A 26,043-nucleotide genomic window follows, 5' to 3' on the forward strand; every position below is an offset into this window, starting at 1 on the left:
TGAAAAGGGGACAACGATATGAGACAACAATTATGGAAGAAACTCGTTATGATGCTTGTATTAATTGGCCTGATTACCGGGATTTCATTACCTGTCATGGCCACTGATGGAGCAAACGATAATTCCGATAGTATAAATGAAAAACTGGGTGTGCCGGTTGTCGTTTATGGTGATACATTAACCGCCGAGCAAAAGCAAAAAGTCCGTGACCTGCTGAAAGTAACCAATCCCGATGATGTAGAGGAATATAATGTTACGGGACAGGACATTGCCAATTACATTGATGGTGATCCACATTCACACATGTATTCATCGGCAAAAATCACCAGGGAGGAAAAAGGAAAAGGGTTAACCATCAATATTGTTACACCGGATAATATCACGGAGGTAACGAGCGAAATGTATGCCAATGCATTATTAACGGCAGGGGTAGAGGATGCAACTGTCGATGTCGTATCGCCGGTCAAGGTGAGCGGGCACTCCGCATTAACCGGTATTTACAAGGCCTATGATGTACAAGGTGTTGAATTGGATAAAGAACGGATGGAACTGGCGAACGATGAATTGGACGCCGCTACCGATCTGGCAGAAAAAGATGGGCTGAATGAGGAAAAGGTAAGTGAATTATTTACTGATATTAAAAAGGAAATCGCCGAAAAAGATCCTGCTACCAAGGAGGAAGTCGAACAAATTGTCAAAGACCAGCTGGATAAAATGGAGGTCAACCTGAGCGAACAGGATCGACAAATGCTGACTAACCTGTTCGACAAAATGCGTGATCTGGACATTGACTTTGGTAAAGTGAAAGACCAACTTAGTGATATCGCGTCAAAGGTAAAAAACAAAATCGATGACATTGACCCTAGCTTCTGGCAGAAAGTTGCCAATTTCTTTAAGGAGCTTTTCCAACTGATCATCAACTTCTTCAAAGGCTTATTTGGTTAATCGGAATAGATCTTGGGGCAGACCCCCCCGCCACACGAATGAATGAAAATGGCGGACGGGTTTTGCCCCATTTTTTTGTAAATATGTGAAAAGGGGGCTTGTTAACATTCAGAAAATAATTTATACTAAAATAAATAATTGTTATTTTACAATCATGTTACATACTTATGAAAATATAGTAGTTATATTGTAAACTGTTTTGTCGCCTGATCGAATCAACTATTTTTGTCATCATTTTTGCGATCTTAACCAAGTTGTGAAGGGAGTGAAGGCTGATTGGCACAAGATCAGCAAGAGAACAGTCTGCTTCAGGTCAATCATTTACATACAGGTTTTATCATCGATGGGGAATTACAACATGCGGTAGTCGATATTAGCTTAGAAGTAAAGCCAAGAGAGTTTGTCTGTGTCGTTGGTGAATCGGGTTGCGGCAAGAGTGTGATGTCGCTATCCATCATGCAGCTGTTGCCCAAACAGAATTCTAAAATTTCTTCCGGCAATATCATATTCAATGGCGAAGATTTAACGAAAAAGACAGATAAAGAAATGAATAAAGTACGTGGGAAAGATATTGCGATGATCTTCCAGGAACCGATGACCGCACTGAATCCGGTATTCACGATCGGTTCGCAATTGATGGAGGTACTATTTAACCACGTGGAGTTGACCAAAAAGGAAGCACGGGAAAAGGCAATTCATTTATTAAAGCAGGTCGGTATCTCGCGGCCGGAAAAGATTATCGACGAATATCCGCATCAGCTTTCAGGAGGAATGCGGCAGCGGGTGATGATTGCCATGGCGATTGCGTTACATCCAAAATTGTTGATTGCCGATGAGCCGACAACCGCACTTGACGTAACCGTTCAGGCACAGATTTTGGAGTTGTTGAAGGAAATCCAGGATAAAGAGGATATGGCGATTATGCTAATTACACACGATCTGGGTGTTGTCGCGGAAATGGCTGATCGTGTGATTGTCATGTATGCGGGGCAGATTGTGGAGACAGCCAATGTAGTCGAATTGTTTACCAAACCAAAACATCCTTATACGGAGTCGCTGTTAAGCAGTATACCACGGATGGACGAGAATGCTGAAAAATTAAATACTATTGACGGTGTGGTTCCATCACTTGAAAATATGCCACACGTTGGCTGCCGGTTTGCTGATCGTTGTCCAAAGGCATTCGGGGATTGTACCAAGGTAACGCCAAAGCTTGCCGAGGTTGCTGAAGGACAGTATGCCAGATGCCTTCTTTATAATACGTGTTATCCAGACAATACACAACAGGTGCGAAGAAGGAAGTGAGGTTATGAGTGAACGAAGCCTATCCGTGAAGGAGAAAAAGAATTTAGCCGATAAAGATGTTTTGTTAGACGTCAAGCATTTAAAAAAATATTATCCAGTACACGCTGGATTTTTTAAACGGAAGGTTGGCAATGTGAAAGCAGTTGATGATATTTCACTAACATTAAAGAAGGGAGAAACATTTGGTCTTGTAGGTGAATCGGGCTGTGGAAAGTCAACAGCCGGCCGAACTATCCTCAGGCTGACCGAGTCAACGGATGGACAAATTATTTTTGATGGCAAAGATATTACCAGTTTGAGCGGGCCCGCATTGCGCAAGGCACGTCAGGATTTTCAAATGGTTTTTCAAGATCCATATGCTTCCTTGAATCCCAAAATGATGGTTGGCCATTTAGTTGATGAACCCCTGCGCAATTATACGAAGCAATCTCACAAAGCATTACGGAACGATGTCAAAGCACTGTTACGTCGGGTTGGCCTGCGTGAAGAAGATTATTACAAATATCCGCATGAATTTTCGGGTGGACAGCGGCAGCGAATTGGTATTGCTCGTTCATTAGCTCTTAACCCCAAGCTGATTGTTGCCGATGAACCGGTCAGTGCATTAGACGTATCGATTCAGTCCCAAGTATTGAACTTGTTAAAAGAACTGCAGGATGAATTTGATCTAACATATTTGTTTATTGCCCATGATCTCAGTGTTGTGAAACATATGAGTGACCGGATTGGTGTCATGTATTTGGGGCATTTAGTTGAAATTGGTGATAAGGACGCAATTTACCATGAACCATTGCATCCATATACTAAAGCGCTAACATCAGCAATTCCAGAACCAGATCCATTAAAGAAAAAAGAACGCATTATTTTACAAGGAGATGTGCCAAGCCCACAAAATCCGCCAACAGGGTGTGTATTCCATACCAGGTGTCCGGTTGCGATGGAGAAATGCAAAGAAATCGTACCAACGCTGAAGGAGGTGAGGCCTAATCAACAGGTCGCATGTCTCTTGTATCAGGATGATTAAAGATTAATATTTTACGAGGGGGAATATTAGTTGAAAAGGAAATTCTGGTTATTGTTAACGCTTGTTTTTGCTCTGTCCATGGTTTTGGCTGCTTGTGCGGATACTACTACAGACGGCGAGACAGAAACAGATTCCGGAACTGATAGTGGTGAAAAGGCCAAAGCAGGTGAGCCGCAAAAAGGTGGTAAAGTAACATACGGTTTTTCCCAGCCATTTAAGGGGTTGCTAGAACCGGGATTATATGAGGGGACAGATGATTTTCATATTCTTGAACTGATGACGGATGAATTAAAGGAGACGAATGATGAATTGGAACCAGAGCCCGGTATGGCTGAATACGAAATTGATAAAGATGCTAAAACGGTTACCTTTACGATTAAAGACGGCATCAAGTGGCATGACGGTGAACCATTGGTTGCAGAAGATATCGCCTATGCCTATGAAGTAATTGCCGATCCGGATTATGAGGGAACCCGTTTCTCTAACGTAGCAATGGTCAAAGGGGCACAAGAGTACCGCAATGGTAAGGCAGATAGTATTTCAGGAATTGATATAAAAGATGATAAGACAATTGTATTGCATTTGACCGATGTTGCACCAAATACGATTGATAATCTATGGGGCTATCCAATGCCAAAACATTATTACAAAGATATTGCGGTGAAAGATTTGCCAGATTCTGATCAAGTACGCAAAAATCCGATTGGAACCGGCCCGTTTAAAGTGAAAAAGATTGTTCCGGGGGAAATGGTTGAGCTGGAACGATTTGATGATTACTGGCAAGGTGAACCATATTTGGACGGCGTCGTTTATAAAGTCATTGATGCTTCCCTTGCTTCTGGTGCATTGGAAAATGGTGAAATTGACATCATGGAAGCCCCAAGCAGCCAATACAAAGAGATAAAGAAACTGGACAACATTGAGCTGCATGAGGAACCATCGTTAGGATTCAACTATATTGGTTTCAAGCTGGGGCATTGGGATAAAAAGAAGAAGGAAAATGTGATGGATCGTGAAAAATTCCAGAATAAACAGTTGCGTCAGGCGATGGCATATGCGATTGACCGGCAAGGCATTCTCGATTCCTTCTCCAATGGTTTAGGTGAGTTAATTGAAGCACCAATTCCTCCTGTGAGCTGGGCCAAAGCAGATGAATCCGAACTAACAACCTATGATTACGATCCGGAGAAAGCGAAAAAACTGTTGGATAAAGCGGGTTACAAAGACGTGGATGACGATGGTTGGCGAGAAGACCCGGATGGCAAAAAATTCACGGTCAACTTTGATTCCATGTCCGGAACTGATATTTCTGAACCGCGTGCGGAATATGTACTGCAAAACTGGAAGGATGTCGGTATTAATGCCAAGCTAAACGGTGGGCTAAAAGAAATGAACCTGTTCTATGATACATTGGAAGCAGATGATGAATCAGTGGAAACGTTTATGGGTGCTTGGGTCTCAGCTAGCGATCCGGATCCAACTGGTTTATGGAAAAGAGATGACTTTTTTAATTATTATCGCTGGGTAAACGAAGATTCAGATAAGTTAATTGAAGAAGGTATTAGTGAAAAAGCGTTCGATAAAGACTATCGAAAGGACGTTTATGTGGAATGGCAAAAACTTATCAATGAGGAATTGCCAAGTATTTTCTTATATGCCCCAATTGATGTCTATGCCGTAAATAAGCGGGTACAAAATGTGCATACGAACTCATTTACTGCTATAAAGGATCCTTACTTATGGTGGGTTACAGACGCTGGTGGGTCGAATTAAGCAAGACAATTCAAATGTAAGGGGTATCAAAAAACATGTTTGTTTATACATTACGACGAATTGTCACCATGATCCCGATTATTTTCCTTGTCTCTGTTGTGGTATTCTTCCTGGCACATTTAATGCCAGGGGATGCCCTGACAGGGAAAATCGATCCATTGAATGCAAATCCGGAATATATTGCGGACATGCGTAGTAAATTGGGATTAAATGATCCAATTTATCAGCAGTATTTACATTGGATCGGCGGTTTTTTACATGGAGATTTTGGACAATCATTCGTGCATAAAATGCCTGTTTCCGATTTGATTTTGTCACGCTTGCCAAACACCATTTTGCTGGCTGTCATCGCGATGTTTATTACGTACATAGTCGCCTTTTTAATGGGCAAATATGCGGGAAGACGGCCCAATACAACCGGAGATTATGGGGTACAGATTATCAATTATTTAGCTTTGGCAATGCCGAGTTTTGTAGCGGCCTTATTATTAATCTATTTTGTTTCCTTTCAGTTGGGCTGGTTGCCAGCAACGGGCAGTATTGGTTCCGGGGTAAGCCCAGGATCTTGGGAATATATTGTTAGCAAGGTGCAGCATGCCATTTTACCATCCTTATGTCTGGGCTTATTACCGATCGCCAGTTATACGCAGTTTTTACGTAATGACATGATTGAAAGCGCCCAGAAGGACTATGTGCGAACCGCCCGAGCAAAAGGGACATCCGAGCGGAAAATTTATAATAAGCATATTTTACGAAACTCGGTCATCCCGATTGTTACCTTGCTGGGATTTGACCTGGCAGGGATTATCGGCGGGTCAGTCATTATTGAGACCATTTTCACCTATCCAGGGGTTGGGCAATTATTTGTCGATTCCATTAACAACCGTGACTATACGGTTGTGATGGGTATCACGATGCTGTTAACCGTGATGACGCTTCTTGGTAACTTAATCGCTGATATACTGTATGCCTTGGTTGACCCAAGGATCAGGTTGGATTAAAGGGGGAATGCAATATGGATCCGATAACAAATCAACTGCCTGAGCAGCCGACCCCTCCAACGTCAAAAGCGAAAAGGCCGGTGAAGAAGAGTTTGTCACAATGGGCGCTTGCCCGTAGAAAGTTTACCCACAATTATTTGTCGATGATTAGTCTTATTTTTCTGGTTGTCGTTACAGCCTTGTCGTTGTCGGCATCTTTTTTGACGGATATTGACCCAAGTCGAATTGAACCGCGGCTAATTGATGCGATGCCATCCGCTGAACATTGGCTGGGCGCTGACGGAGCGGGTCGGGACATTGTGACGATGTTGCTCTATGGTGGACGGACATCCTTGATGATCGGTTTTTCCTGCACAGCAATTATTATTCTAATTGCCACATTGATCGGAACCATCTCCGGTTTTTATGGAGGCAAAGTGGATTCTATTCTCATGCGGTTTACCGACTTTATGATGAATTTCCCGTTTCTGATTTTTGTAATCGTGTTGAAAACCATTTTTGTTGATAGTGGTGTCCTTGCATTAATTGTCGTCATTAGTTTGTTAAGCTGGACGGGGGCTGCCAGGGTTATCCGGAGCAAGGTGATGTCAGAGAAGGAGAACGAATATATTTTAAGCGCTATATCGATCGGTACCAGACCTTCCAAAGTAATCATGAAGCATTTATTGCCGAACGTGATGTCCACGATTATTGTCCAGGCAACACTATTGTTAGCGGCGATGATCGTTGCTGAAACAGGTTTAAGTTACCTGGGATTTGGCGTGCCAGTGGGGACACCAAGCTGGGGTAATATGTTACAAGCTGCTCGCGACCCAGGTACACTCAGCGGTAAGTGGTGGATTTGGATTCCGCCTGGTTTAGCGATTACGTTTACGATTCTATCAATTAACTTTATTGGCGAAGGGTTTAAGGATGCGTTTAATCCGAAATCACGTAAGTAGGGTGATTGTCATATAGATTGACTGCTTATAGTGGAATGATTTATTTAAAAGGCTTGTCTGATAATATATAGGACAAGCCTTTTTGTGCGAAATATTCAAGAGAAGGAATCCCGGGGAGAATCTGATTAAAAGCCGCTAAAAGTTACGCACAACCACCCTCGCATTACAGCTATAGCGATTTTGCTTCGTTCTGCAGCGAATCTCGGGCAATCTATAGCTGAAAGTTCTTGTTGTTTGGCCTTCGCTTCCTCTTTGGTTCTATGAAAAATGTAGAAATTAACAGAAAAATGCGGTTTTATTACTATTAATATAGTAAATTTTACCCCCTGTCACAAACTTATTATCTTTTGTAACGAATATAGTTGATTCGGTAATTCTTGTAATATAACCTTAACCGTTTTGTAACTGCACTGGCCTGTCCCGTATGATAGTATAGGCATTGTCAGAAATCGAAGGAGGGACTACCCGATGAAAAAAATAGTAGCAGCATTAGCTACAGGTGTCATTATTGCTGGCGCAGCTGTAACGAATGTTTCAGCAGAAGAGTACAACGTCCAAAAAGGTGATAGCCTTTGGGACATCGCACAAAAAAATAACACAACAGTAGACGATTTACTACAACAAAACAATTTAGATACAGATTTGATCTTCCCAAACCAAAAACTAGTGATCAATGAAACTGGTAATACTGGTGAAACGGAAGAAAACACCAACACATATACCGTTCAAAAAGGCGATACATTATTCCGTATCAGCCATAAGTTTGAGACAACGGTAGCCAATCTGAAGGCATGGAATAACCTGAGTTCCGATTTAATCGTTGTTGGTCAGAAACTCCAAGTCAATGGAGAAAATGTTGCCCAGAATAATGAGCAGGTATCTGAACCAGTAGAGCAACCAGCAGAACAGCCATCTGAGCAACCGGCTGAGCAACCAACAGAACAGCCATCTGAACAACCGGCTGAACAGCCAGTAGAGCAGCCATCTGAGCAACCGAGTGAACAACCGGCTGAGCAGCCAGCAGAACAGCCATCCGAGCAACCGGCTGAGCAACCAACAGAACAGCCATCTGAACAACCGGCTGAACAGCCAGTAGAGCAGCCATCTGAGCAACCAAGTGAACAACCGGCTGAACAGCCAGCGGAACAGCCATCTGAACAACCAGCCGATAATACTGCTGAAGCATCAGATGATAATCAGGATGAAAATACACAGCAGACTGAACAAGCAGAACCAGCTAAAGAAGATAATGATGCAACCGAAGCTGAGCCAGCTAAAGAAGAGTCAACAAAAGCAACTGAAACTGAATCAAACGATAATAATAATGCGCCAGAAGGTAAAACTATCAGTGTATCTGCAACGGCATATACATCTGAATGCTCTGGTTGCTCCGGTGTAACATCAACAGGTGTAGACTTGAATGCTAATCCGGATGCAAAAGTTATTGCTGTTGATCCAAATGTCATTCCATTAGGATCAGAAGTGTATGTAGAAGGCTACGGTCGTGCAACCGCAGCAGATGTTGGTGGTGCAATTAACGGCAATAAAATCGACGTTCACGTACCGAACAAAGGTGAAGCAAATAATTGGGGCGTACGTTCAGTAAACGTTACGATTTTAGACTAATATCTGAACACAATTAACGTCAGCAATTTCCAGGGAAAACATCTTGATAGTGATGTTTTCCCTTTTTTCTATGCCTAAAAACCCCAACTTATCTATGACTGAACACTTATTGCCCCGTGATGCGTTTTAATAACATCATCCGATTTTGATGAATACTGGGCAACCCCAACAATACTAAATCCCACAATCAGTACGAATAAAAATGTAACCAGAAGCTTTTTCATCATGTTTCCCTCACCTTTAAGATCTAGTACTAGTATAATGAAAAATAGTAAATGAAACCATCGATTTTCATGACAATTTTGTAGTAAAACCTTACAAAGTTGAAAGGTTCAATCAATTTTATGGTAAATACGTCTAAAGAAACCCGCATTTTCCATGAAGGTATGTAACATAGGAGAGTGTGGTATCGGATATGATTAAACAAAATGGATTAAGTATGATAAACTTAATATGATATAATAGCGTTTACATATAAAGGAGGATTCACATGACAAGCAAGAAACTGCAATCATTTTTAGACGATAATATTGCAGATTTGCGTGAACGCGGGCTGTATAATGAAATTGATCCTGTGGAGGGAGCAAACGGTCCGGTTATTACAATTCGCGGTAAAAAATTAATCAATCTTTCTTCTAATAATTACTTAGGTCTTGCCACGGACGAGCGGTTGAAGCAGGTAGCCAAAGCAGCAATTGATTCACATGGTGTTGGCGCTGGTGCAGTTCGCACGATTAACGGGACGCTCGACCTTCATCTGGAATTGGAGAAAAAAATAGCCTTGTTCAAGGGTACAGAGGCAGCAATCTCCTTTCAATCCGGGTTTAATTGTAACATGGCAGCGATATCAGCTGTGATGGATAAGCAGGATGCGATTCTATCCGATGAGTTAAATCATGCATCGATTATTGATGGCTGTCGCTTATCACGGGCAAAAATCATTCGCTTTAATCACTCGGACATGGATGATCTGCGTGATAAGGCAAAGGCAGCTGTAGAATCCGGTCAATATAATAAAATTATGGTCATTACCGATGGTGTCTTTTCGATGGATGGCGATATTGCCAACCTTCCAGGAATTGTTAAAGTAGCAGAAGAATTTGATCTAATCACCTATGTCGACGATGCACATGGTTCAGGTGTATTAGGAAACGGTGCAGGTACGGTTAAACATTTTGGCTTGCAGGATAAGATTGACTTTCAAATGGGGACACTTTCCAAAGCAATCGGTGTTGTTGGCGGATATGTCGCTGGAAAGGCCAATCTTATCGACTGGTTAAAAGTACGCTCCCGCCCATTCTTGTTTTCAACAGCCGTTACACCAGCCGATGCAGCAGCCGCTACCAAAGCAATCGAACTATTGATGGAAAGCACGGAATTAAATGAAAAACTGTGGGAAAACAGTAAGTATTTAAAAGAAGGGTTACGTCAGCTCGGCTTTGATGTTGGTCATAGTGAAACACCAATTACGCCATGCATCATTGGCGATGAAAAAGCAACTCAGCAATTCAGTAAGAAATTAATTGAGGCAGGCGTGTATGCCAAATCCATCGTCTTCCCAACAGTTCCAAGAGGTACGGGACGCGTGCGCAATATGCCAACCGCAGCCCATACAAAGCAAATGCTTGATGATGCATTGGCAATATATGAAAAGGTAGGAAAAGAGTTAGATGTGATCTAAACAAAACTCGGCAGCATGCAGAATGATTTTTTATCACTAATAAACAGGTTGTAACACCCCCATAATGAGGTTACACGCTATAAGATATGGGATTGAACATGCACTAGTCCGATGAAGTAAGGAGTAATTGGCATGAAGAAGATTTTAGTCACCGGTGCTCTTGGCCAAATTGGTTCAGAGCTTGTAGATAAACTCCGGAAAACCTATGGAACAGAAAATGTAATTGGAACAGATATTAAAACATCGCAAACCAGTAACGGACCGTTTGAAACTGCAGATGTAACAGATGCTGCAAAATTATACTCTATTGCGAAATCCTATCATGTGGATACAATCATGCATCTTGCTGCCTTATTGTCTGCCAAGGCCGAGACAAATCCCCAAAAAGCTTGGGATTTAAATATGGGTGGATTGCTCAATGCGTTGGAAGTCGCGCGTCAGTTGAAACTAAAGCTGTTTACTCCCAGTTCAATCGGCGCATTTGGCCCAACAACACCAAAGAATGCGACGCCACAAGATACGATTCAACGTCCAATTTCCATGTACGGTGTCAATAAAGTTGCCGGCGAACTACTTTGCGATTATTATTATCACCGATTTGGCGTAGATACCCGTGGAGTCAGATTTCCGGGTTTAATTTCTCATGTTACTCCACCTGGTGGCGGGACAACAGATTATGCAGTAGAAATTTATTATGAAGCAGTGAAAAATAAATCGTATACATCATTCATTGCCAAAAATACGTATATGGATATGATGTATATGCCGGACGCCCTGAATGCCATCATTCAATTAATGGAGGCTGATCCGGATAAGCTAAGTCATCGCAATGCTTTCAATATCACTGCCATTTCCGCATCACCGGAAGACTTTGCCCGGGAAATACAAAAACATATTCCCGAATTTACATTAACATATGATGTTGATCCCGTCCGTCAAAAAATAGCGGAAAGCTGGCCGAATTCGCTGGATGACTCAGCAGCAAAAGCAGAATGGGGATTTACAGCGGAATATGACCTTGCCGGTATGACGGCGGATATGTTGGAGAAAATTAGTAATAAGTAACGTGTGAAACCTTCCTGTTAGAGGGAGGTTTTTTAATGTTTGGTACGGTTTTACCGGAAATGGAGCGGATCGCTGAAGTAGAGGGGTGTTGCGTGTTCAGGGGTTGAAAGAATTTTTCCAGCATTTTAATGGAAATACTGTCCGAAATCAAAAAATACTATCCGAAACCTTATCAAAGGGTGTAGCATAAGGCATCCAAATCAAGTATGTACTCATAATTGGGTTTTAATCGGAAATATGGGCATTGTTGCTTGAAAATATCATGGAAATTTATCATTATTTCCCGGGAAATGTCGATAAAATCATAATAGCAAAAACCTCTCGACTGATGTGAAGCGCCTTTGTATGCCAATCGATCGAGAGGAGTCCTCTCACGGTAGATATTCCGCACTAATGCAAACCAATCAACTGAGACGGGAAATCTCACGGAAGATTCTCCACATTTATGTATCACAATCGAACGAGAGGAGACTTTTCACGGCAGATATTCTGCACTAATGCAAACCAATCAACCTAGACAGGCAATCTCACGGTAGATACCACTCAAATTGCTTACCAAATCCCAGCGAGACCCCACCTCTCTCATAGCGGACTTGCACACATCTTTACAATGATCACAAAAAAGACCCCGTCTGTAAAAGAAGGGGCTTTGATTTGCCGGAATACAAAAGCATTGGTGCCACTGCTAACCGACCTTGTTCGCTTTTGTTAATACATCGCTGCTATTTCTTTTTGCAATTTCTGATCTTGAATATATTCATCATAGCTCATTTCTTTATCGATCACACCGCTTGGGGTTAGTTCGATTAAGCGATTAGCCAGACTTTGAATAAATTGATGGTCATGGGATGTAAAGAGAATGGATCCTTTGAATTTGATCAGACCATTGTTTAAGGCGGTAATGGACTCCAGGTCCAAATGGTTGGTTGGTTCATCCAACAATAAGACATTTGCCTGGCTTAACATCATCTTGGCCAGCATGCAGCGAACTTTTTCACCACCGGATAGCACACTTGCTTTCTTTAATGCCTCTTCCCCGGAAAAAAGCATTCTGCCCAGAAATCCGCGTAAGAATGTTTCCGTTTCGTCTTCCGGAGAGTACTGTCGTAACCAATCCACTAGTGGTAAATCGTTGTTCTCAAAGTACTCGGAATTATCTTTTGGGAAATAAGATTGTGATGTGGTAACACCCCATTTATAGGTGCCGGCATCTGGCTCCATTTCCCCCATCAAAATTTTGAATAATGTCGTTTTAGCGATATCATCTTTGCCGACAAATGCTACTTTATCATCTTTATTAATGGTGAAACTGACATTGTCCAGCACTTTTTTATCACCGATTGTTTTCGTCAATCCTTCCACCCGAAGCAGATCATTACCGATTTCACGTTCAGGAGTAAAGGCAATATATGGATACTTACGGGAAGACGGCTTGATATCATCCAAAGTAATGCTATCCAACAGTTTTTTTCGTGATGTAGCCTGTTTGGACTTTGATGCATTGGCGCTGAATCGGGCAATAAATGATTGCAGCTCCTTGATTTTTTCTTCTTTTTTCTTGTTTGCCTCCTGAGCCATCTTTAATGCTAGCTGACTGGATTCATACCAAAAATCATAGTTCCCGATATAAATTTGAATTTTTCCATAGTCAACGTCAGCAATATGGGTACATACTTTATTTAAAAAGTGCCGGTCATGGGAAACAACGATAACCGTATTTTCAAAGTTGATCAGGAACTCCTCCAACCATTGAATGGCATGAATATCCAAACCGTTCGTCGGCTCGTCCAGCAGGAGAATGTCCGGGTTGCCAAACAATGCCTGAGCCAGCAAGACTTTCACTTTTTGATCTTCCGTTAAATCAGCCATGGCATGTAAATGTAAGGACTCGTCAATACCCAGACCTTTAAGGAGAACCGCTGCATCAGATTCCGCCTCCCAACCATTCATTTCGGCAAATTCGCCTTCAAGTTCAGCTGCGCGCATACCATCTTCTTCAGAGAAATCTGCTTTCAGATAAATGGCATCTTTTTCCTGTTTTACTTCATACAACCGTTCATGCCCCATCAGAACGGTATCGATCACGTTATATTCTTCATACGCAAAGTGGTCCTGCTTCAAAACAGCCATCCGTTCACCAGGAGATAGTGAAACATCGCCGGATTGCGGCTCTACTTCACCAGATAATACCTTGAGAAAGGTTGATTTTCCAGCACCATTCGCCCCGATTATGCCATAGCAGTTTCCGGGTGTGAACTTCAAATTGACATCTTCAAATAATTTTTTATCACCATATCGTAAACTGACATTTGTAACAGTTATCATGTGTTTTCTAATCCTCCAAAAAAAATAGTAATCATGGCTAGCTTACGGGATTTACCGGGTTTCGTCAATCGATAATGTGCATATAATAATCAGAGAACACGAAATATCAGAGAAACAACGGTAAAAATAAAAAATTAACTTGTATATTGACCATTTTTCGGATAAAGTTTATGGTAACATCTCACAGAAGATGTTTACGGGAAGTTAATCCTTTTCAAAAACATCCTCTTATTAGGAAAAAACATTTGCACAGTTTGGAATGGCTGGCTTCATTGCTCATATTTAATTGTTACTTTTTAATTAACATGAAGCCTAACGGAGGGGAAATTATGGAAGAGAGAACGATTTACTTTCTCTTTACAGACACAGGAACATATCTGGCCAGGGTGATTAATTATTGTACGAAACAATCACTTAACCATGTTTCCATTGCCTTTGATCACGAGTTGAAGGAAGTATACAGTTTTGGAAGGAAGCGGCCGCATAATCCATTTATAGGCGGGTTTGTTAAAGAAGATATCAACAGTGACTTCTTAAAGGACGCTGCCTGTGCCATTTATTCCTATACTTTATCAGATCATGAATGTGAAAAGGTCTTGCAGAATATCAAGGCAATCGAAGCACGAAAGCATCTGTATAAATATAATTTCCTCGGTCTATTTGGGGTACTGCTCCGGATTGAATTTGAACGGGAACATGCCTTGTTTTGTTCACAGTTTGTTGCGACCGTTCTACACAATGTGAAATCGTTTCAAGTAGAAAAACCCCATTGCTTGGTAACACCAGCCGACATTCGCAATCTTTCCGGATTACAATTAGTTTATGAAGGCAAACTTGGAGATTACCCAAAATGTATGGAAAATGCCAAACACCAATTAGTGCAAGAAGCACAGCCATTGGCAAAGCAATCATTTATATATTTTTTGTCTGAAAAAGTAAAGCAGTTCGTTGTAAAATAAGGGATCATCTGTTATTGGATGATCCCTTATTTAATGTCTTGATTAGCCCCGACCCCGGCGATCAGTGTCTTTAATCAATTCCCAGTGTTTCATAAGGGACTTTGATTTTGAAGGCTAAATCGTTTGCTCCCAAATCAAATCGTTCAATGCTGACCTGAAAGTTACTCTTGATATCCATTTTGTCGATAGCAACATAAACCTCTTCATTTTTTGGATCGATCGTTACCCACTCTGGCATTGGCAGATACTGCTTCATGTATTCCATTATTTTCTTGTTGGGCAATTCCAGCATCCCGACCGATATGGATCGCAGTTTCAAAACAGCATTCCCATTGTCTTGAACAATTGGTTCCAGATGGACAGAAAGTGGTACGGTTGAAGAAAATACTGGCAGTTCACCAATTAAATGAACATCATTCTCCAGAGAAACTTTATAATGGTGGTCTGCATCATTTAATAATTGATCAATATAAGCATTGACTAATTCATTCAGGTTCTCTTTTGTGGTACGAACAACAAATTCAGAACTTTTTTGGTCATAATTCCCCTCTGATTGTGGGGCAGGTGTTGATGACACAGGCCAGAAAATTAATAGCAGTAATATGACAATAATGGCGATGTCAAAGATAAGCAAGCCAAAAAATAGTCGTTTCCATTTCCCTCCAGGTTGTTCGGTATTTCTTCTTTCCGTGATAGCAGTTCACCTCGCTTATTAAAATCAATTGGTACTCATTAGCTTTCCCAAATCGTTAGGTTGCATGTTCTGGTTGCAGGTATTCTAATACTCGTTTCGCAATGCGTTTGTAACCAAGTGTGTTGGGATGAAAATTATCATCCGCAAATAAGTTGGTATCTGAATCCTCGAATAAATCTATTGTCGGTATAAATGTTGCATTTTCATACTCTCTGGATATTTTTTCTCCAGTAGTATTCCAATCTTTCACAATTGTACCAAGTTCTTTGATATCTGGAAAGTATTGCTCAAATGGATTATAAAAGCCAATCAGATAGATATTTGCATCTGGATTCAGGTCATTTATTTTATCAAAAATTTTAATTAACCGCTGCTCATAATTTAATCGCTCTTCGTTGAAATCTGCATATGACAGGTCCGTGATATTTTCCTTTAAAATCTTCATGATATCATTTGCACCAATCGTGATCGTGACAATATCCGCATCTTTAATGGAATTGGATATTTCCGGGATATCCAGGCGTTTTAGTAGCTGATCTGACCGGTTTCCCCGTTTACCGTAGTTATCGAATTCCGCCACATGTTTCTTTTGGTTAATCGTATTATCCAGGATACCGACATATCCACCACCATCTGTCGTATCGCCAACTCCCTCGGTTAATGAGTCCCCAATAGATACAACGTGGACTTCGTTATTGGTGAAATAATTGATCGTGTTTTGTACGGTGTCTTCCAGAAACGCCTTGATACTGGTTTTATCATCTTCTTTTTTTGTGTCTTGTTCCGATTTTTCTTTTTGATCCTGCTTGGAATCATGTTTTTCTTGTTTTTTATCGGCTGTCTGTTGCTCAGAAGAGTGGTCCTGGACATCTTGAATCGTTTTTTCCACTTGGTGAGCTTGACTATAATAAATAAAAAAGCCTCCTGCACCGATAATGACAAGTAAAATAACAAAAATAACTGCAAACTTCCTCAAATTTATCACACCAATACGAAAATAGTTCTATTATACTGTATGCAAGAAATGAAATGAATCAGAACAAATGCGAAAAGGGTGCATAATAGTATATGTTTACCCGTTTATCTTGGCTAGTATATCATGTTTTTATCATTGATTTGGCATGTTATAAAATTGTAATAATAAGACAGGGGGACTCCTGCTAAAATCATCCATATCTAGTGGAACACACACAGAAGCCATTATTTCTTGCAGGTTGTGATTATGATTATAGCATACATGTTTTGTCGCGAAAATGATGTAAAAAAAGAAGGCCGTACCCATATAGGGTCAGCCTTCAAAACCTTAAAAAATTGTTATACCTCAACAGTTAGTTGTTCGGATGTGTTGTTGCGTAAACGTATAAATGTTTCATTGGGGTTTAATCCGGTGATAACCGTAATTCCGCAAGCTTTTGCATGTTCCAGTGTTGGATCGGTTTCATCCGGTTGTTCTATCCACAGGATCTTTCCTTGTGCATTAATAAACTGTTCCAGCGTGCTGGCAGGGACAGGTCCTTTTTTCAGCCAAGCTGCATCAATTGTATCCGGCGCTTGGGTCTGTTCATTTACTTCGACGATTTGGAATCCATGCTGTTGTAATTGCTGTAATTCCTGTTTGCTATGATCTTGACCAATTACTGCGATTACTTTTTGTCTTATCGCACCAGCTTCACGGGAAAAAGGGGATGAAAGCAGCCATTTAATGGCATCATTCCCGGAAGATTGGATAGTTGGCTTTGTATCGGTAGCTTTGGCAATAGCCTGATCCAAATCAATTAAAATATCATCCACATTTTCGACCCCGATAGCAAGGCGGACAAGTTCTTCGGATACACCGCTTTTTTCCAAGTCTTCCGCACTTAATTGCTGATGGGTTGTGGATGCAGGATGAATAATCAGTGATTTCGAATCCCCGACATTCGCGACATGTGACCAGATCGAAATATTGTCAATCAATTTCCTTCCTGCTTCCCTGCCACCTTGAATACCGAACGTGATGATGGAACCAAAACCGTGTTGCAAATATTTTTTAGCCAATGAATGGGAAGGGTGGTTTTCCAATCCAGGATAGTTGACCCATTCCACAGCTGGATGCGCCTTGAGGTATGCGGCGACTTCTTGCGCATTTTGATTATGACGTTCGACACGCAAATGTAAGGTTTCCAGTCCTTGCAATAGTAAAAAGGCATTAATGGGACTTAGGCATGCTCCGATATCCCTCAGTAATTGCGCCCGTAATTTTGTTGCGAAGGCAGCCGGAGCCAAGTCTGCATAGCGGAGGCCGTGATAGCTCTCATCCGGTTCGGTAAACCCGGGGAATTTTTCGTTGTCCCAATTAAATCGTCCACCATCGACAACAACACCACCAATGGAATTTCCGTGGCCACCGATCCATTTGGTAGCAGAATGGATCACAATGTCGGCTCCCCATGTTAAGGGCTTTGCGCAATACGGGGTAGCAAACGTGTTGTCCACAATTAACGGGATATGATGTTCGTGGGCGATGCTGGCAATTTCCTCCACATCAAGCACATTCAGACTCGGATTGGTAATAATTTCTCCATAAATTGCTTTCGTTTTTGTTGTTATCGCGGAACGAATGGCATCAAGGTCTGTCCCGTCAACAAATTTCACCTTAATTCCATAACGGGGCAAAGTGGTGGAAAACAAATTATAGGTTCCGCCGTACAAGTTGCTGTCGGCAATAATTTCGTCACCGGCACCAGCCAGATTCAGAATAGCTAATGTAATTGCTGCCATGCCGGATGAGGTGGCAACTGCTGCTGATCCATCTTCCAACTGGGCGACTCGTTCTTCAAAAACAGCACACGTTGGATTGCCAAGTCGTGTGTAGATATTGCCTGGTTCAGCTAATGCAAATAAGTTTTGCGCATGTTCCGTATCGTTAAATACGTAGGAAGTCGTCTGGTAGATCGGAACACTGCGAGATCCTGTTGTTGGATCTGGTTCCTGCCCTGCATGAAGCAACAATGTTTCTAAATCGTGCGAATGAAAGTTTGACATCAATGATTCCTCCTTAGGTAGTTGGGTGACTGATTATTTCAGCCAATGCTTTAATTCTGTAAGGATTGCTTGTATCACAGTATAGCAATGACTTTGATCGAGCGTTGCAATTGACGTGGGGGGATACGAAAAAACGCCCTTCCTTAAGAAGAGGGCGGATAAGAACGTTCCTCCTCTTATCTTCCAGATCGACAAGGACCTGTAGGATGTAGCACCTTTCATGACTGCTTTTTAGCCTGATGGTTGCCGGGTTTCGCAGGGCCTAATCCCTCCACCGCTCTTGATAAGAGATATAAAAAGGTTTTGAAAAATTTAATTTAATAAAAAGTATAAACCTGAGTAGTGTCATCTGTCAACTGTTATTTTGGGAATTATCATGGCTCATTAGCGAAATCGCTTTGCTGTCTTTGTCCCGACTTAGCGGGTTCCTCTCCCGCCCCGGAGCGTACTCTACCGACTTCGCGAGTCCCTCCCGTCCTGCTTGCAGCTCCTCTAAAATCTTAACAAGGAGGGGATTCAGTTTAGCGAAAAAAGTGTGTCAATAATTCAGAAAACACTTTCGAATATTGGTATTTTCCGATATCATGGATGTAAAGAAAGAAAGCGCATAAAGGGGAGAGGAATATGGCTAAGCGATTTAAACATTTGGAAACATCTGTCATACATGATGGTTATGATGCAAAAGATATGTTGGGAAGTTTAACACCACCATTATTTCAAACATCAACTTTTACATTTGCAACTGCTGAACAAGGGGAACGCCGATTCTCCGGGGATGAGGAGGGCTATATTTATTCACGAATTGGCAATCCGACTGTAACGGCATTGGAGGAACGAATGGCCGCGTTAGAACATGGGGAGCGGGGGCTGGCATTTGGCTCCGGGATGGCTGCTGTATCGGCAGTTTTGATTGCATTAACCAAGGCTAATGATCATATTGTCTGTTCATCCGGGCTGTATGGGTGTACATTTGACCTGTTAAGCATGATGGAGGAAAAATACGTGATAACCCATAGCCTTTCCAACATGAATTCCGCTGATGAGTTGCGAAAATGTATCAAACCGGAAACGGCCTGTATTTATGTGGAAACGCCGATTAATCCAACCATGAAGTTGATTGACCTGGCAATGGTTGCAAAAGTAGCCAAGGAATTTGCGATCCCGGTTGTCGTTGATAATACGTTTTGTTCGCCATATATACAGCGCCCGCTTGATTTGGGATGTGATATTGTTGTTCACAGTGCTACTAAATATATCGGTGGTCATGGGGACGTTATAGCTGGTCTTGTTGTTGGATCCAAAGACTTTTTGGATACTGTACAAATGTCCACCCAAAAGGATATCGGCGGTATTATTTCACCGTTTGATGCATGGCTGTTAATTCGTGGGCTTAAAACGTTGCCAGTTCGCCTTGATCGGCATTGTGATAATGCTGAACAAATTTTTACCAAGCTTAAAGACCATCCAAAAGTCGCGAGCATTTATTACCCGGGTGATCAAGCAAATCCATCTTATGCCATTATGGAAAAACAGATGAAACGCGGTGGCGGTATGATCTCCTTTGAAATAAAGGGAACAAAACAGGATGCACAAGCGATGTTAAATGCTTTATCATTTGTGAAAATCGCCGTTAGTCTGGGTGATGCCGAGACACTTATTGAACATCCGGCTACTATGACACATGCGGTTATCCCGGAAGCATTCAGATTGGAAATGGGAATAACCGATCAGCTTATACGTTTGTCTGTTGGATTGGAAAAATGGGAAGACGTTTGGGATGATCTCAAACAGGCGCTGGATAAAATATAGGGGGCAGTCCCTTGCCGCTTTAATGTATTAAAGTGGTGGGGCTGACCCTTTTTGTTACCCCCTTTGTTTTTTCTTGGCACTGGTATACAATAGTAATTTAGAATGCACGGATGATATACATATTGCTTACAAATGATAAAGTAAAATGCGTTTGCTTTTTGAGAGGAGAAACTGACATGGTGTTCATGCCATACTTAGTGGCTATAATAATGATTGTTAATATTGCGCTGGCCTTTACGATCATTTTCCTGGAACGCAAGGATGCACAGTCCACATGGGCATGGCTGATGGTCTTGTTATTTATTCCGATTGCTGGCTTTATTTTGTATTTGATATTTGGAAGAAACATAAGCAAACAACGGATATTCACATGGGATACCAAGAGCAGGCTGGGAGTAAAGAAATCTGTAGAAGCCCAGTTAACGGCATTGGAGGAAAATCGGTTTGTCTTTAAGAACCCCGCCATTGTCGCGTACAAAGATTTATATTTTTTACATTTGCGAAATGATGATGCTATTTTCACCCAGGATAATCATGTGGAAATTTTCACCGATGGAAAGGAGAAATTTACTGCACTTATTGACGATATCGAAAAAGCGACCGATCATATTCATTTATTGTATTATATTATTCGTTATGATCAGCTTGGTAAACGTATTGCTGATTGCCTGGTGAAGAAAGCGAAGGCCGGGGTAGAGGTTCGCGTGCTTTATGATGATATGGGTTCCCGCCGCTTAAGCAGGAAGTTTGTTAAGCGGATTCGCAGGGCAGGTGGACAAGTGGAAGCATTTTTTCCGTCAAAGATTCCCAAAGTCAATTTTAAACTTAATTATCGCAACCACCGGAAACTGGCCATTATTGATGGACAAATTGGCTATATCGGCGGGTTTAATATTGGGGATGAATACCTCGGCAAGGCAAAAAAATTTGGCTATTGGCGGGATACCCATTTACGGGTGACGGGGGATGCAGTGAAGAATATGCAAACCCGGTTTATTCTTGATTGGAATCAGGCATCACGGAATGATATTTTATATGACAAACGGTATTATGCGGCGGAACCTAATGGAGATGTTGGCATTCAAATTGTTTCCAGCGGTCCTGATTCGGATTGGGAGCAAATTAAGAATGGTTATATTAAAATGATCTTATCGGCAAAACACTATGTCTATATTCAAACTCCTTACTTCATTCCCGATGAAAGTTTGCGTGATGCATTAAGAATCGCCGCTTTATCTGGTGTGAATGTGCGGATCATGATCCCGAACAAGCCGGACCATCCGTTTGTTTATTGGGCAACACTATCGTATATCGGGGATTTATTGAATGCTGGTGCAGAAGTATTTATTTACCAACATGGGTTTCTTCATGCCAAAATGATTATCGTCGATGGTGAAATCTCCTCTGTCGGGACCGCCAACATCGATGTCCGCAGCTTCCGGCTCAATTTTGAAGTGAATGCCTTCTTATATGATACGGGTATTGCTGAAAAGTTGGTAGCAGCATTTGAGTACGACATCTCCCTGTCAACGCAAATGACGAAAAAACTATATGAAAAGCGTTCATTGGGTATTCGGTTTAAAGAGTCGTTATCCAGGTTGTTGTCGCCGATATTGTAAAAAAATACAAATGTCTGTTATGAACTTGATAGAACTTGATAAAAATTGAATCTGTTACGTTAAAAAGGAGAATGCATCATGGAAAGTAAACCGTGTTCCAATTCATTAGCAGTAAAAACGTCACATGTCTTACCACCAGATACAAATAATCATGGGACATTGTTTGGTGGCAAATTAATGGCACATATTGATGATGTGGCAGCAATTGCAGCTGTTCGTCATTGCCGATTACCTGTTGTAACAGCGTCCACGGACTCCGTTGACTTTTTGGAACCTGTTAAAGAAGGTGACTCGATTTGTGTCGAGGCGTTTGTCACTTGGACCCATAATACCTCGATGGAAGTCTTCGTCAAAGCCGTGATGGAAGAATTAGTAACAGGAAAACGCAGCGTTTGTGCCACGGCATTTACAACATTTGTCGCGGTCGATCGCAATGGACACCCAGTACCTATACCAAGTGTCTACCCGGAAACGGAACAAGAAAAATATCTGCATGAAGGTGCGCCTGAACGTGCCAAACATCGGAAACAAAGACGAGGCTTCTCCAAAGAAATGGCGAAAAACTTTGGCACCGCGTATCCTTGGGGGAAATAGGAAAAGCCTTTTTGCTATGAAAAGGGCAGCTAAACCGGGCATGCTCCACACCAACCCGTGCATCCTCACCGGTGTCCAGTGAAGTTGCCCATGATCATAGTTTTGTGCTGGAATATACCTTTTAGAAACCGATTAAAATCAACAGATCCCATCGTCCAGAATAATAAATAATTTGTACTGATGTAAAGAATATATTAAAATAGTACAGTGTAACACAGTAACATAGAAGCCAATTTGACAGGGCTTCTTTTCTATTTAAATTGGTTGCGGTTTTCGTCATTACCATTACCTGTCCACTTAAACAGGATGAACCTGAAAATGGCATATGTTTTTTGAAAAATGATTACGGGAACGGAAAAGAAAGATATGTTTTAAAGGGTTTTTAAAGATTGAAGGGAGAATATTGCATGGACACCATTCAAACGTTGGTAGAGAATGTGAACGACAACTTTTTGACGTATATTCTTATTGTTGTCTTACTCGGATTAGGCTTGTGGTTCACGATTAAAACGGATTTTGTCCAATTCAAAATGATTCCCGAAATGTTCCGGGTTATTTTTGATAAACGGACGGTTAGTGCGGATGGGAAAAAAGGGACATCTTCCTTTCAGGCATTTGCAATTAGTGCCGCAGCAAGGGTAGGGACCGGGAACCTTGCCGGTGTAGCATCTGCGGTAGCGCTAGGTGGACCTGGTGCCGTGTTTTGGATGTGGCTGGTTGCTTTATTGGGATCGGCGTCTGCCTTTGTGGAAAGTACGTTGGCACAGTTCTATAAGGTGCCCGAAGCGAATCAATATCGCGGGGGACCTGCTTATTACATAGAAAAGGGGCTCAATAACCGCTGGCTGGCGATTGCCTTTGCTATAATTATCACATTCACCTATGGGCTTTTTTTTAATTCTGTACAATCCAATACAATTGGGCTTGCTTTTTCTGGAGGATTTAACTTTGACAATAGGCTAATGGCCATTATTCTTGCCTTGCTGACCGCGATTGTCATCTTTGGCGGGTTGAAAAGCATTGCTAATGTCACCCAATACATTGTTCCGGTGATGGCTGTTGTTTATATTATCCTGGCACTTTTTGTTTTGGTGGCTAATATAACTGCGATTCCGGGTATGATTGCATTAATTGTGGAAAATGCGTTTGGTATTCGTGAAATAGCCGGTGGCGGATTTGGTGCTGCCATTATGTTGGGAATTAAGCGTGGCTTGTTCTCCAATGAAGCCGGTATGGGTAGTGCACCGAATGCGGCAGCAACTGCAGAGGTTTCCCACCCGGCAAAACAGGGCTTAATTCAGGCCTTGGGCGTCTTTTTCGACACGATTTTAATTTGTAGTGCGACCGCATTTATTATTATCTTGGCTGGTGGCTATGAGGGAAGTCAATTAGACGGGATTCAAATAACCCAAAATGCGGTTCAGTCTCAAGTGGGTGAATGGGGGGCTATCTTCATTGGTATTGCCATCTTTCTGTTTGCCTATAGTTCGATTCTCGGAAATTATTATTACGGGGAAAATAATATCGGTTATATCAAAAATAGTAAAGTAGGCTTGTTTATATACCGGATTGCCGTTATCTTGATGGTTGCCTTTGGTACGGTTGCATCATTTGATTTTGTTTGGGCACTTGCCGATCTGTCTATGACAATTATGGCTTTGGTTAACCTCTATGCTGTTGCCAAATTGTTCAAGATTGCCAACCGCGTTCTGAAAGATTACCGCGAGCAGCGCAAAGCAGGCAAGGACCCAGTATTTTATCGTGATGTTTTAGAGGATGATACTGGTGTCGAATTCTGGGATCGGGAAACCGCCTCGCATGCGGATAAATAGACTTATAAAGTGGAACTTCATGCAGTGGGGGAATCACAGCTCGTTAATGCATGATAAACTGCTCACCTGACAGTGGGCAAGTTTATGGCCGTGATTGGATTCTTCCTATCTATGGCATGGTTAAATATGGACAAGCTGAGTTTGATACGCAATCAAACTCAGCTTATTTGTCAGATATAACACCTGTCAAAATAGTTTTTAAGTATTGGAAATTTTAGCAATCATTATTATTCACCGTTTCACCATCCTCCCTATCTATGAAACAATCCGATTTTTCTGCGAGTCCTAGGTCATGGGTGATAAGAATAACACCACAACCTTTTTTTCGGTTCATTTCCTGCAAGAGTGTGAATATCATCTTCCCTGTTTCAGTATCCAGGTTTCCCGTTGGTTCGTCAGCTAGCAACCAATCTGGTTCGTGTACCAATGCACGAGCAATAGCCACACGCTGCTTTTCTCCTCCCGATAATTGGAACGAGAGCGAATTCATTTCCGGTTAATTTCTACACTCGCCAACATTTCCTTCGCCCGGTTGATCTTGTTATATATTTTTTACACAAATTACTGACTATAATAAAAGTTGAAAGGAAGGGAACGGATGATAGTAAGGGTGGGGAAAAAGCATACAGAAAAGTGGTGTGTTGCTGAATGCTGATATAAACGGGACAGCAAGCATTTTAAAAAAAGTAGTTCCGAATGCGTTTGCAAACATAAATAGCGGCGGTGTCCCCGCCACATGTAGTCAATGTACATTAGTATACACCCGGAAACTCGTGAATTATAACCTAAGGATTTTAGTCATGAGAGGTCCATTTACATATTTTGAAGATGCATTATAGACCTGTATGTATAGTTTACACTACATTATGTATATGATACTCTACAATAGAGGTGAGGATAAACTTGAAAAAGACGGTGGTTAAAAACAACGTAAGGTATTTAAGACGTAAAGCCGATTTAACACAAGAGGAATTGGCCGATCAGGTAGGGGTGCATAGACAAACCATTATTTCTATAGAAAAACAAAAATATGAACCTAAGATTGGAGTGGTGTTAGCTATAGCGTCAATTGTAAATGAGCCGGTGGAAAAGGTGTTTTTTTTGGAATAATAAGTTTGGGAGTGAGATGGATGCGAGCCAAAAAGTGGATGATACTTCTTTTTTATTTATTACTTCTGTTCGAGTTTATTTACATGGGTTATTCAAAACTTATGAATAATAATAATTCCTGGGTTTTTTGGGGATTACTTTCAATCGCTGCGATTTATCAAATTATAAGGTTTTTAATAAAGAAAAAGGATGAGAGTTGGAATTCGGGTTATGTCATTGCAGACCACAGAATTATACGTCAAATATTAGTATCTCTTGCTTTATCATTTGTTTTTATTTTAGTTTTCTTGGTGATTGGAACGGTAGGTCTGTATACTGGTTTTATTGTAGGGAATCCAATCAATGTTATGGTTGCAGCAATTATTTTTAGTATGCTTGTTTTCATGGTATCCCAAATTGTGCAACAGTTTATCAATTAAACATTTTTAATTGGTTTCATACCTAGTTATCTACTGATTCCAACCGTTTGGAGAATGTAGTAGCACCACTGGGAATCACTAGCCCTGATTAGAGGTATCCACTTTTCGATTTTTTCTTTGGGATGGCCTAAATCACATAAAAATTACGATATTTAGCTATGTAGATTTCTTGTTAGAAAAGAGGCTGGGACAAAACTCCAGTAAATAAAAATTAAGGCGTAGGAGCTTACACTAAAAAAAGTGTAGGCCCCACGCCTTTTTTGACATTATTTTAGTAAACAAAAAGGACACCCTTTG

At 41.4% G+C, this 26,043-nt stretch carries 22 protein-coding genes and 1 riboswitch; of the genes, 16 read left to right on the forward strand and 6 right to left on the reverse strand.

From position 1 onward, the window contains the following. Positions 1 to 18: 18 nt before the first annotated feature. The 7 genes from ABRT01_RS05530 to ABRT01_RS05560 all read left to right on the forward strand — a co-directional run bounded on the left by ABRT01_RS05530 (position 19) and on the right by ABRT01_RS05560 (position 8,615). Complete coding sequence (locus tag ABRT01_RS05530) at positions 19 to 945, forward strand: DUF1002 domain-containing protein (RefSeq protein ID WP_269410634.1); 927 nt, start codon at positions 19 to 21, stop codon at positions 943 to 945. Positions 946 to 1,221: 276 nt separating this feature from the next. Then, complete coding sequence (locus ABRT01_RS05535) at positions 1,222 to 2,250, forward strand: ABC transporter ATP-binding protein (protein ID WP_367746500.1); 1,029 nt, start codon at positions 1,222 to 1,224, stop codon at positions 2,248 to 2,250. Positions 2,251 to 2,254: 4 nt separating this feature from the next. Then, the gene (locus tag ABRT01_RS05540) at positions 2,255 to 3,274 is read left to right on the forward strand and encodes an ABC transporter ATP-binding protein (RefSeq protein WP_269410632.1); all 1,020 of its coding nucleotides are present in this window, start codon (positions 2,255 to 2,257) and stop codon (positions 3,272 to 3,274) included. A gap of 30 nt (positions 3,275 to 3,304) precedes the next feature. Beyond that, a complete protein-coding gene (gene opp4A / locus ABRT01_RS05545; protein ID WP_367746501.1) occupies positions 3,305 to 5,047 on the forward strand; it encodes an oligopeptide ABC transporter substrate-binding protein in 1,743 nt (580 codons plus the stop codon). 35 nt (positions 5,048 to 5,082) lie between these two features. After that, on the forward strand, positions 5,083 to 6,048 hold the full coding sequence (gene opp4B / locus ABRT01_RS05550; protein ID WP_367746502.1) for an oligopeptide ABC transporter permease: 966 nt from the start codon (positions 5,083 to 5,085) through the stop codon (positions 6,046 to 6,048). Positions 6,049 to 6,062: 14 nt separating this feature from the next. Beyond that, a complete protein-coding gene (gene opp4C / locus ABRT01_RS05555) occupies positions 6,063 to 6,989 on the forward strand; it encodes an oligopeptide ABC transporter permease (RefSeq protein ID WP_367746503.1) in 927 nt (308 codons plus the stop codon). Positions 6,990 to 7,457: 468 nt separating this feature from the next. Next, a complete protein-coding gene (locus ABRT01_RS05560; RefSeq protein ID WP_367746505.1) occupies positions 7,458 to 8,615 on the forward strand; it encodes a LysM peptidoglycan-binding domain-containing protein in 1,158 nt (385 codons plus the stop codon). Positions 8,616 to 8,707: 92 nt separating this feature from the next. Here ABRT01_RS05560 and ABRT01_RS05565 read toward each other — a convergent pair whose 3' ends face one another. Next, positions 8,708 to 8,842, reverse strand: coding sequence for a hypothetical protein (locus ABRT01_RS05565; RefSeq protein ID WP_269410627.1), 135 nt, complete (start codon positions 8,840 to 8,842; stop codon positions 8,708 to 8,710). Positions 8,843 to 9,105: 263 nt separating this feature from the next. Here ABRT01_RS05565 and ABRT01_RS05570 point away from each other — a divergent pair, with 263 nt between their 5' ends. Beyond that, complete coding sequence (locus tag ABRT01_RS05570) at positions 9,106 to 10,296, forward strand: glycine C-acetyltransferase (protein ID WP_269410626.1); 1,191 nt, start codon at positions 9,106 to 9,108, stop codon at positions 10,294 to 10,296. Between the two features lie 132 nt (positions 10,297 to 10,428). Next, positions 10,429 to 11,361 (forward strand): L-threonine 3-dehydrogenase, encoded by a 933-nt coding sequence (locus ABRT01_RS05575; RefSeq protein WP_269410625.1) that lies wholly within the window; start codon positions 10,429 to 10,431, stop codon positions 11,359 to 11,361. A 708-nt stretch (positions 11,362 to 12,069) separates the two neighbouring features. Here the strand turns inward: ABRT01_RS05575 and ABRT01_RS05580 are convergent. Next, entirely contained in the window at positions 12,070 to 13,686 is a 1,617-nt protein-coding gene (locus ABRT01_RS05580) for an ABC-F family ATP-binding cassette domain-containing protein (protein WP_269410624.1), read from the reverse strand. Positions 13,687 to 14,015: 329 nt separating this feature from the next. Here ABRT01_RS05580 and ABRT01_RS05585 point away from each other — a divergent pair, with 329 nt between their 5' ends. Then, complete coding sequence (locus ABRT01_RS05585) at positions 14,016 to 14,645, forward strand: hypothetical protein (protein ID WP_269410623.1); 630 nt, start codon at positions 14,016 to 14,018, stop codon at positions 14,643 to 14,645. Between the two features lie 70 nt (positions 14,646 to 14,715). Here the strand turns inward: ABRT01_RS05585 and ABRT01_RS05590 are convergent, their stop codons facing one another. The 3 genes from ABRT01_RS05590 to ABRT01_RS05600 form a co-directional block, all read right to left on the reverse strand. Continuing rightward, positions 14,716 to 15,339 (reverse strand): YpmS family protein, encoded by a 624-nt coding sequence (locus tag ABRT01_RS05590; RefSeq protein ID WP_269412638.1) that lies wholly within the window; start codon positions 15,337 to 15,339, stop codon positions 14,716 to 14,718. 55 nt (positions 15,340 to 15,394) lie between these two features. Further along, positions 15,395 to 16,324, reverse strand: a complete 930-nt coding sequence (locus ABRT01_RS05595; protein ID WP_439649422.1) for a GDSL-type esterase/lipase family protein — start codon at positions 16,322 to 16,324, stop codon at positions 15,395 to 15,397. 329 nt (positions 16,325 to 16,653) lie between these two features. Then, the gene (locus tag ABRT01_RS05600; RefSeq protein WP_367746507.1) at positions 16,654 to 18,363 is read right to left on the reverse strand and encodes an O-acetylhomoserine aminocarboxypropyltransferase/cysteine synthase family protein; all 1,710 of its coding nucleotides are present in this window, start codon (positions 18,361 to 18,363) and stop codon (positions 16,654 to 16,656) included. A gap of 173 nt (positions 18,364 to 18,536) precedes the next feature. After that, a riboswitch (SAM riboswitch) is annotated at positions 18,537 to 18,653 on the reverse strand. A 334-nt stretch (positions 18,654 to 18,987) separates the two neighbouring features. Here ABRT01_RS05600 and megL point away from each other — a divergent pair. The 4 genes from megL to ABRT01_RS05620 all read left to right on the forward strand — a co-directional run bounded on the left by megL (position 18,988) and on the right by ABRT01_RS05620 (position 24,217). Continuing rightward, positions 18,988 to 20,172, forward strand: coding sequence for a methionine gamma-lyase (gene megL / locus ABRT01_RS05605; protein WP_367746508.1), 1,185 nt, complete (start codon positions 18,988 to 18,990; stop codon positions 20,170 to 20,172). 176 nt (positions 20,173 to 20,348) lie between these two features. Beyond that, positions 20,349 to 21,791: a cardiolipin synthase gene (gene cls, locus ABRT01_RS05610; RefSeq protein WP_367746509.1), complete on the forward strand. Its 1,443-nt coding sequence runs from the start codon at positions 20,349 to 20,351 to the stop codon at positions 21,789 to 21,791. 78 nt (positions 21,792 to 21,869) lie between these two features. Then, positions 21,870 to 22,385, forward strand: a complete 516-nt coding sequence (locus ABRT01_RS05615) for an acyl-CoA thioesterase (RefSeq protein ID WP_269410618.1) — start codon at positions 21,870 to 21,872, stop codon at positions 22,383 to 22,385. A gap of 407 nt (positions 22,386 to 22,792) precedes the next feature. Continuing rightward, the gene (locus tag ABRT01_RS05620; RefSeq protein WP_367746510.1) at positions 22,793 to 24,217 is read left to right on the forward strand and encodes an alanine/glycine:cation symporter family protein; all 1,425 of its coding nucleotides are present in this window, start codon (positions 22,793 to 22,795) and stop codon (positions 24,215 to 24,217) included. 214 nt (positions 24,218 to 24,431) lie between these two features. Here ABRT01_RS05620 and ABRT01_RS05625 read toward each other — a convergent pair whose 3' ends face one another. Further along, positions 24,432 to 24,662, reverse strand: coding sequence for a hypothetical protein (locus ABRT01_RS05625; protein WP_367746511.1), 231 nt, complete (start codon positions 24,660 to 24,662; stop codon positions 24,432 to 24,434). 458 nt (positions 24,663 to 25,120) lie between these two features. On the opposite strand from ABRT01_RS05625, the gene ABRT01_RS05630 reads away from it, so the two are divergent. Both ABRT01_RS05630 and ABRT01_RS05635 read left to right on the forward strand, forming a co-directional pair. Further along, positions 25,121 to 25,327 carry a helix-turn-helix transcriptional regulator gene (locus tag ABRT01_RS05630; protein ID WP_269410615.1) on the forward strand — a complete coding sequence of 69 codons (207 nt, stop codon included), beginning with the start codon at positions 25,121 to 25,123 and terminating at the stop codon, positions 25,325 to 25,327. Between the two features lie 20 nt (positions 25,328 to 25,347). Further along, positions 25,348 to 25,746 (forward strand): hypothetical protein, encoded by a 399-nt coding sequence (locus tag ABRT01_RS05635; RefSeq protein ID WP_367746513.1) that lies wholly within the window; start codon positions 25,348 to 25,350, stop codon positions 25,744 to 25,746. Positions 25,747 to 26,043 lie beyond the last annotated feature (297 nt).

It is taken from the genome of Lentibacillus sp. L22 (genome assembly GCF_040812445.1).
GTDB classification, from domain to species: Bacteria; Bacillota; Bacilli; order Bacillales; family Amphibacillaceae; genus Lentibacillus_C; species Lentibacillus_C daqui.

Excerpts from the sequence above, each read along its gene's own strand:
- ABRT01_RS05530 (WP_269410634.1), top strand. The coding sequence starts at position 19 with ATGAGACAACAATTATGGAAGAAACTCGTTATGATGCTTGTATTAATT.
- ABRT01_RS05540 (WP_269410632.1), top strand. The coding sequence starts at position 2,255 with ATGAGTGAACGAAGCCTATCCGTGAAGGAGAAAAAGAATTTAGCCGAT.
- opp4B (WP_367746502.1), top strand. The coding sequence starts at position 5,083 with ATGTTTGTTTATACATTACGACGAATTGTCACCATGATCCCGATTATT.
- opp4C (WP_367746503.1), top strand. The coding sequence starts at position 6,063 with ATGGATCCGATAACAAATCAACTGCCTGAGCAGCCGACCCCTCCAACG.
- ABRT01_RS05560 (WP_367746505.1), top strand. The coding sequence starts at position 7,458 with ATGAAAAAAATAGTAGCAGCATTAGCTACAGGTGTCATTATTGCTGGC.
- ABRT01_RS05565 (WP_269410627.1), bottom strand. The coding sequence starts at position 8,842 with ATGATGAAAAAGCTTCTGGTTACATTTTTATTCGTACTGATTGTGGGA.
- ABRT01_RS05570 (WP_269410626.1), top strand. The coding sequence starts at position 9,106 with ATGACAAGCAAGAAACTGCAATCATTTTTAGACGATAATATTGCAGAT.
- ABRT01_RS05575 (WP_269410625.1), top strand. The coding sequence starts at position 10,429 with ATGAAGAAGATTTTAGTCACCGGTGCTCTTGGCCAAATTGGTTCAGAG.
- ABRT01_RS05580 (WP_269410624.1), bottom strand. The coding sequence starts at position 13,686 with ATGATAACTGTTACAAATGTCAGTTTACGATATGGTGATAAAAAATTA.
- ABRT01_RS05585 (WP_269410623.1), top strand. The coding sequence starts at position 14,016 with ATGGAAGAGAGAACGATTTACTTTCTCTTTACAGACACAGGAACATAT.
- ABRT01_RS05600 (WP_367746507.1), bottom strand. The coding sequence starts at position 18,363 with ATGTCAAACTTTCATTCGCACGATTTAGAAACATTGTTGCTTCATGCA.
- megL (WP_367746508.1), top strand. The coding sequence starts at position 18,988 with ATGGCTAAGCGATTTAAACATTTGGAAACATCTGTCATACATGATGGT.
- cls (WP_367746509.1), top strand. The coding sequence starts at position 20,349 with ATGGTGTTCATGCCATACTTAGTGGCTATAATAATGATTGTTAATATT.
- ABRT01_RS05615 (WP_269410618.1), top strand. The coding sequence starts at position 21,870 with ATGGAAAGTAAACCGTGTTCCAATTCATTAGCAGTAAAAACGTCACAT.
- ABRT01_RS05620 (WP_367746510.1), top strand. The coding sequence starts at position 22,793 with ATGGACACCATTCAAACGTTGGTAGAGAATGTGAACGACAACTTTTTG.
- ABRT01_RS05635 (WP_367746513.1), top strand. The coding sequence starts at position 25,348 with ATGCGAGCCAAAAAGTGGATGATACTTCTTTTTTATTTATTACTTCTG.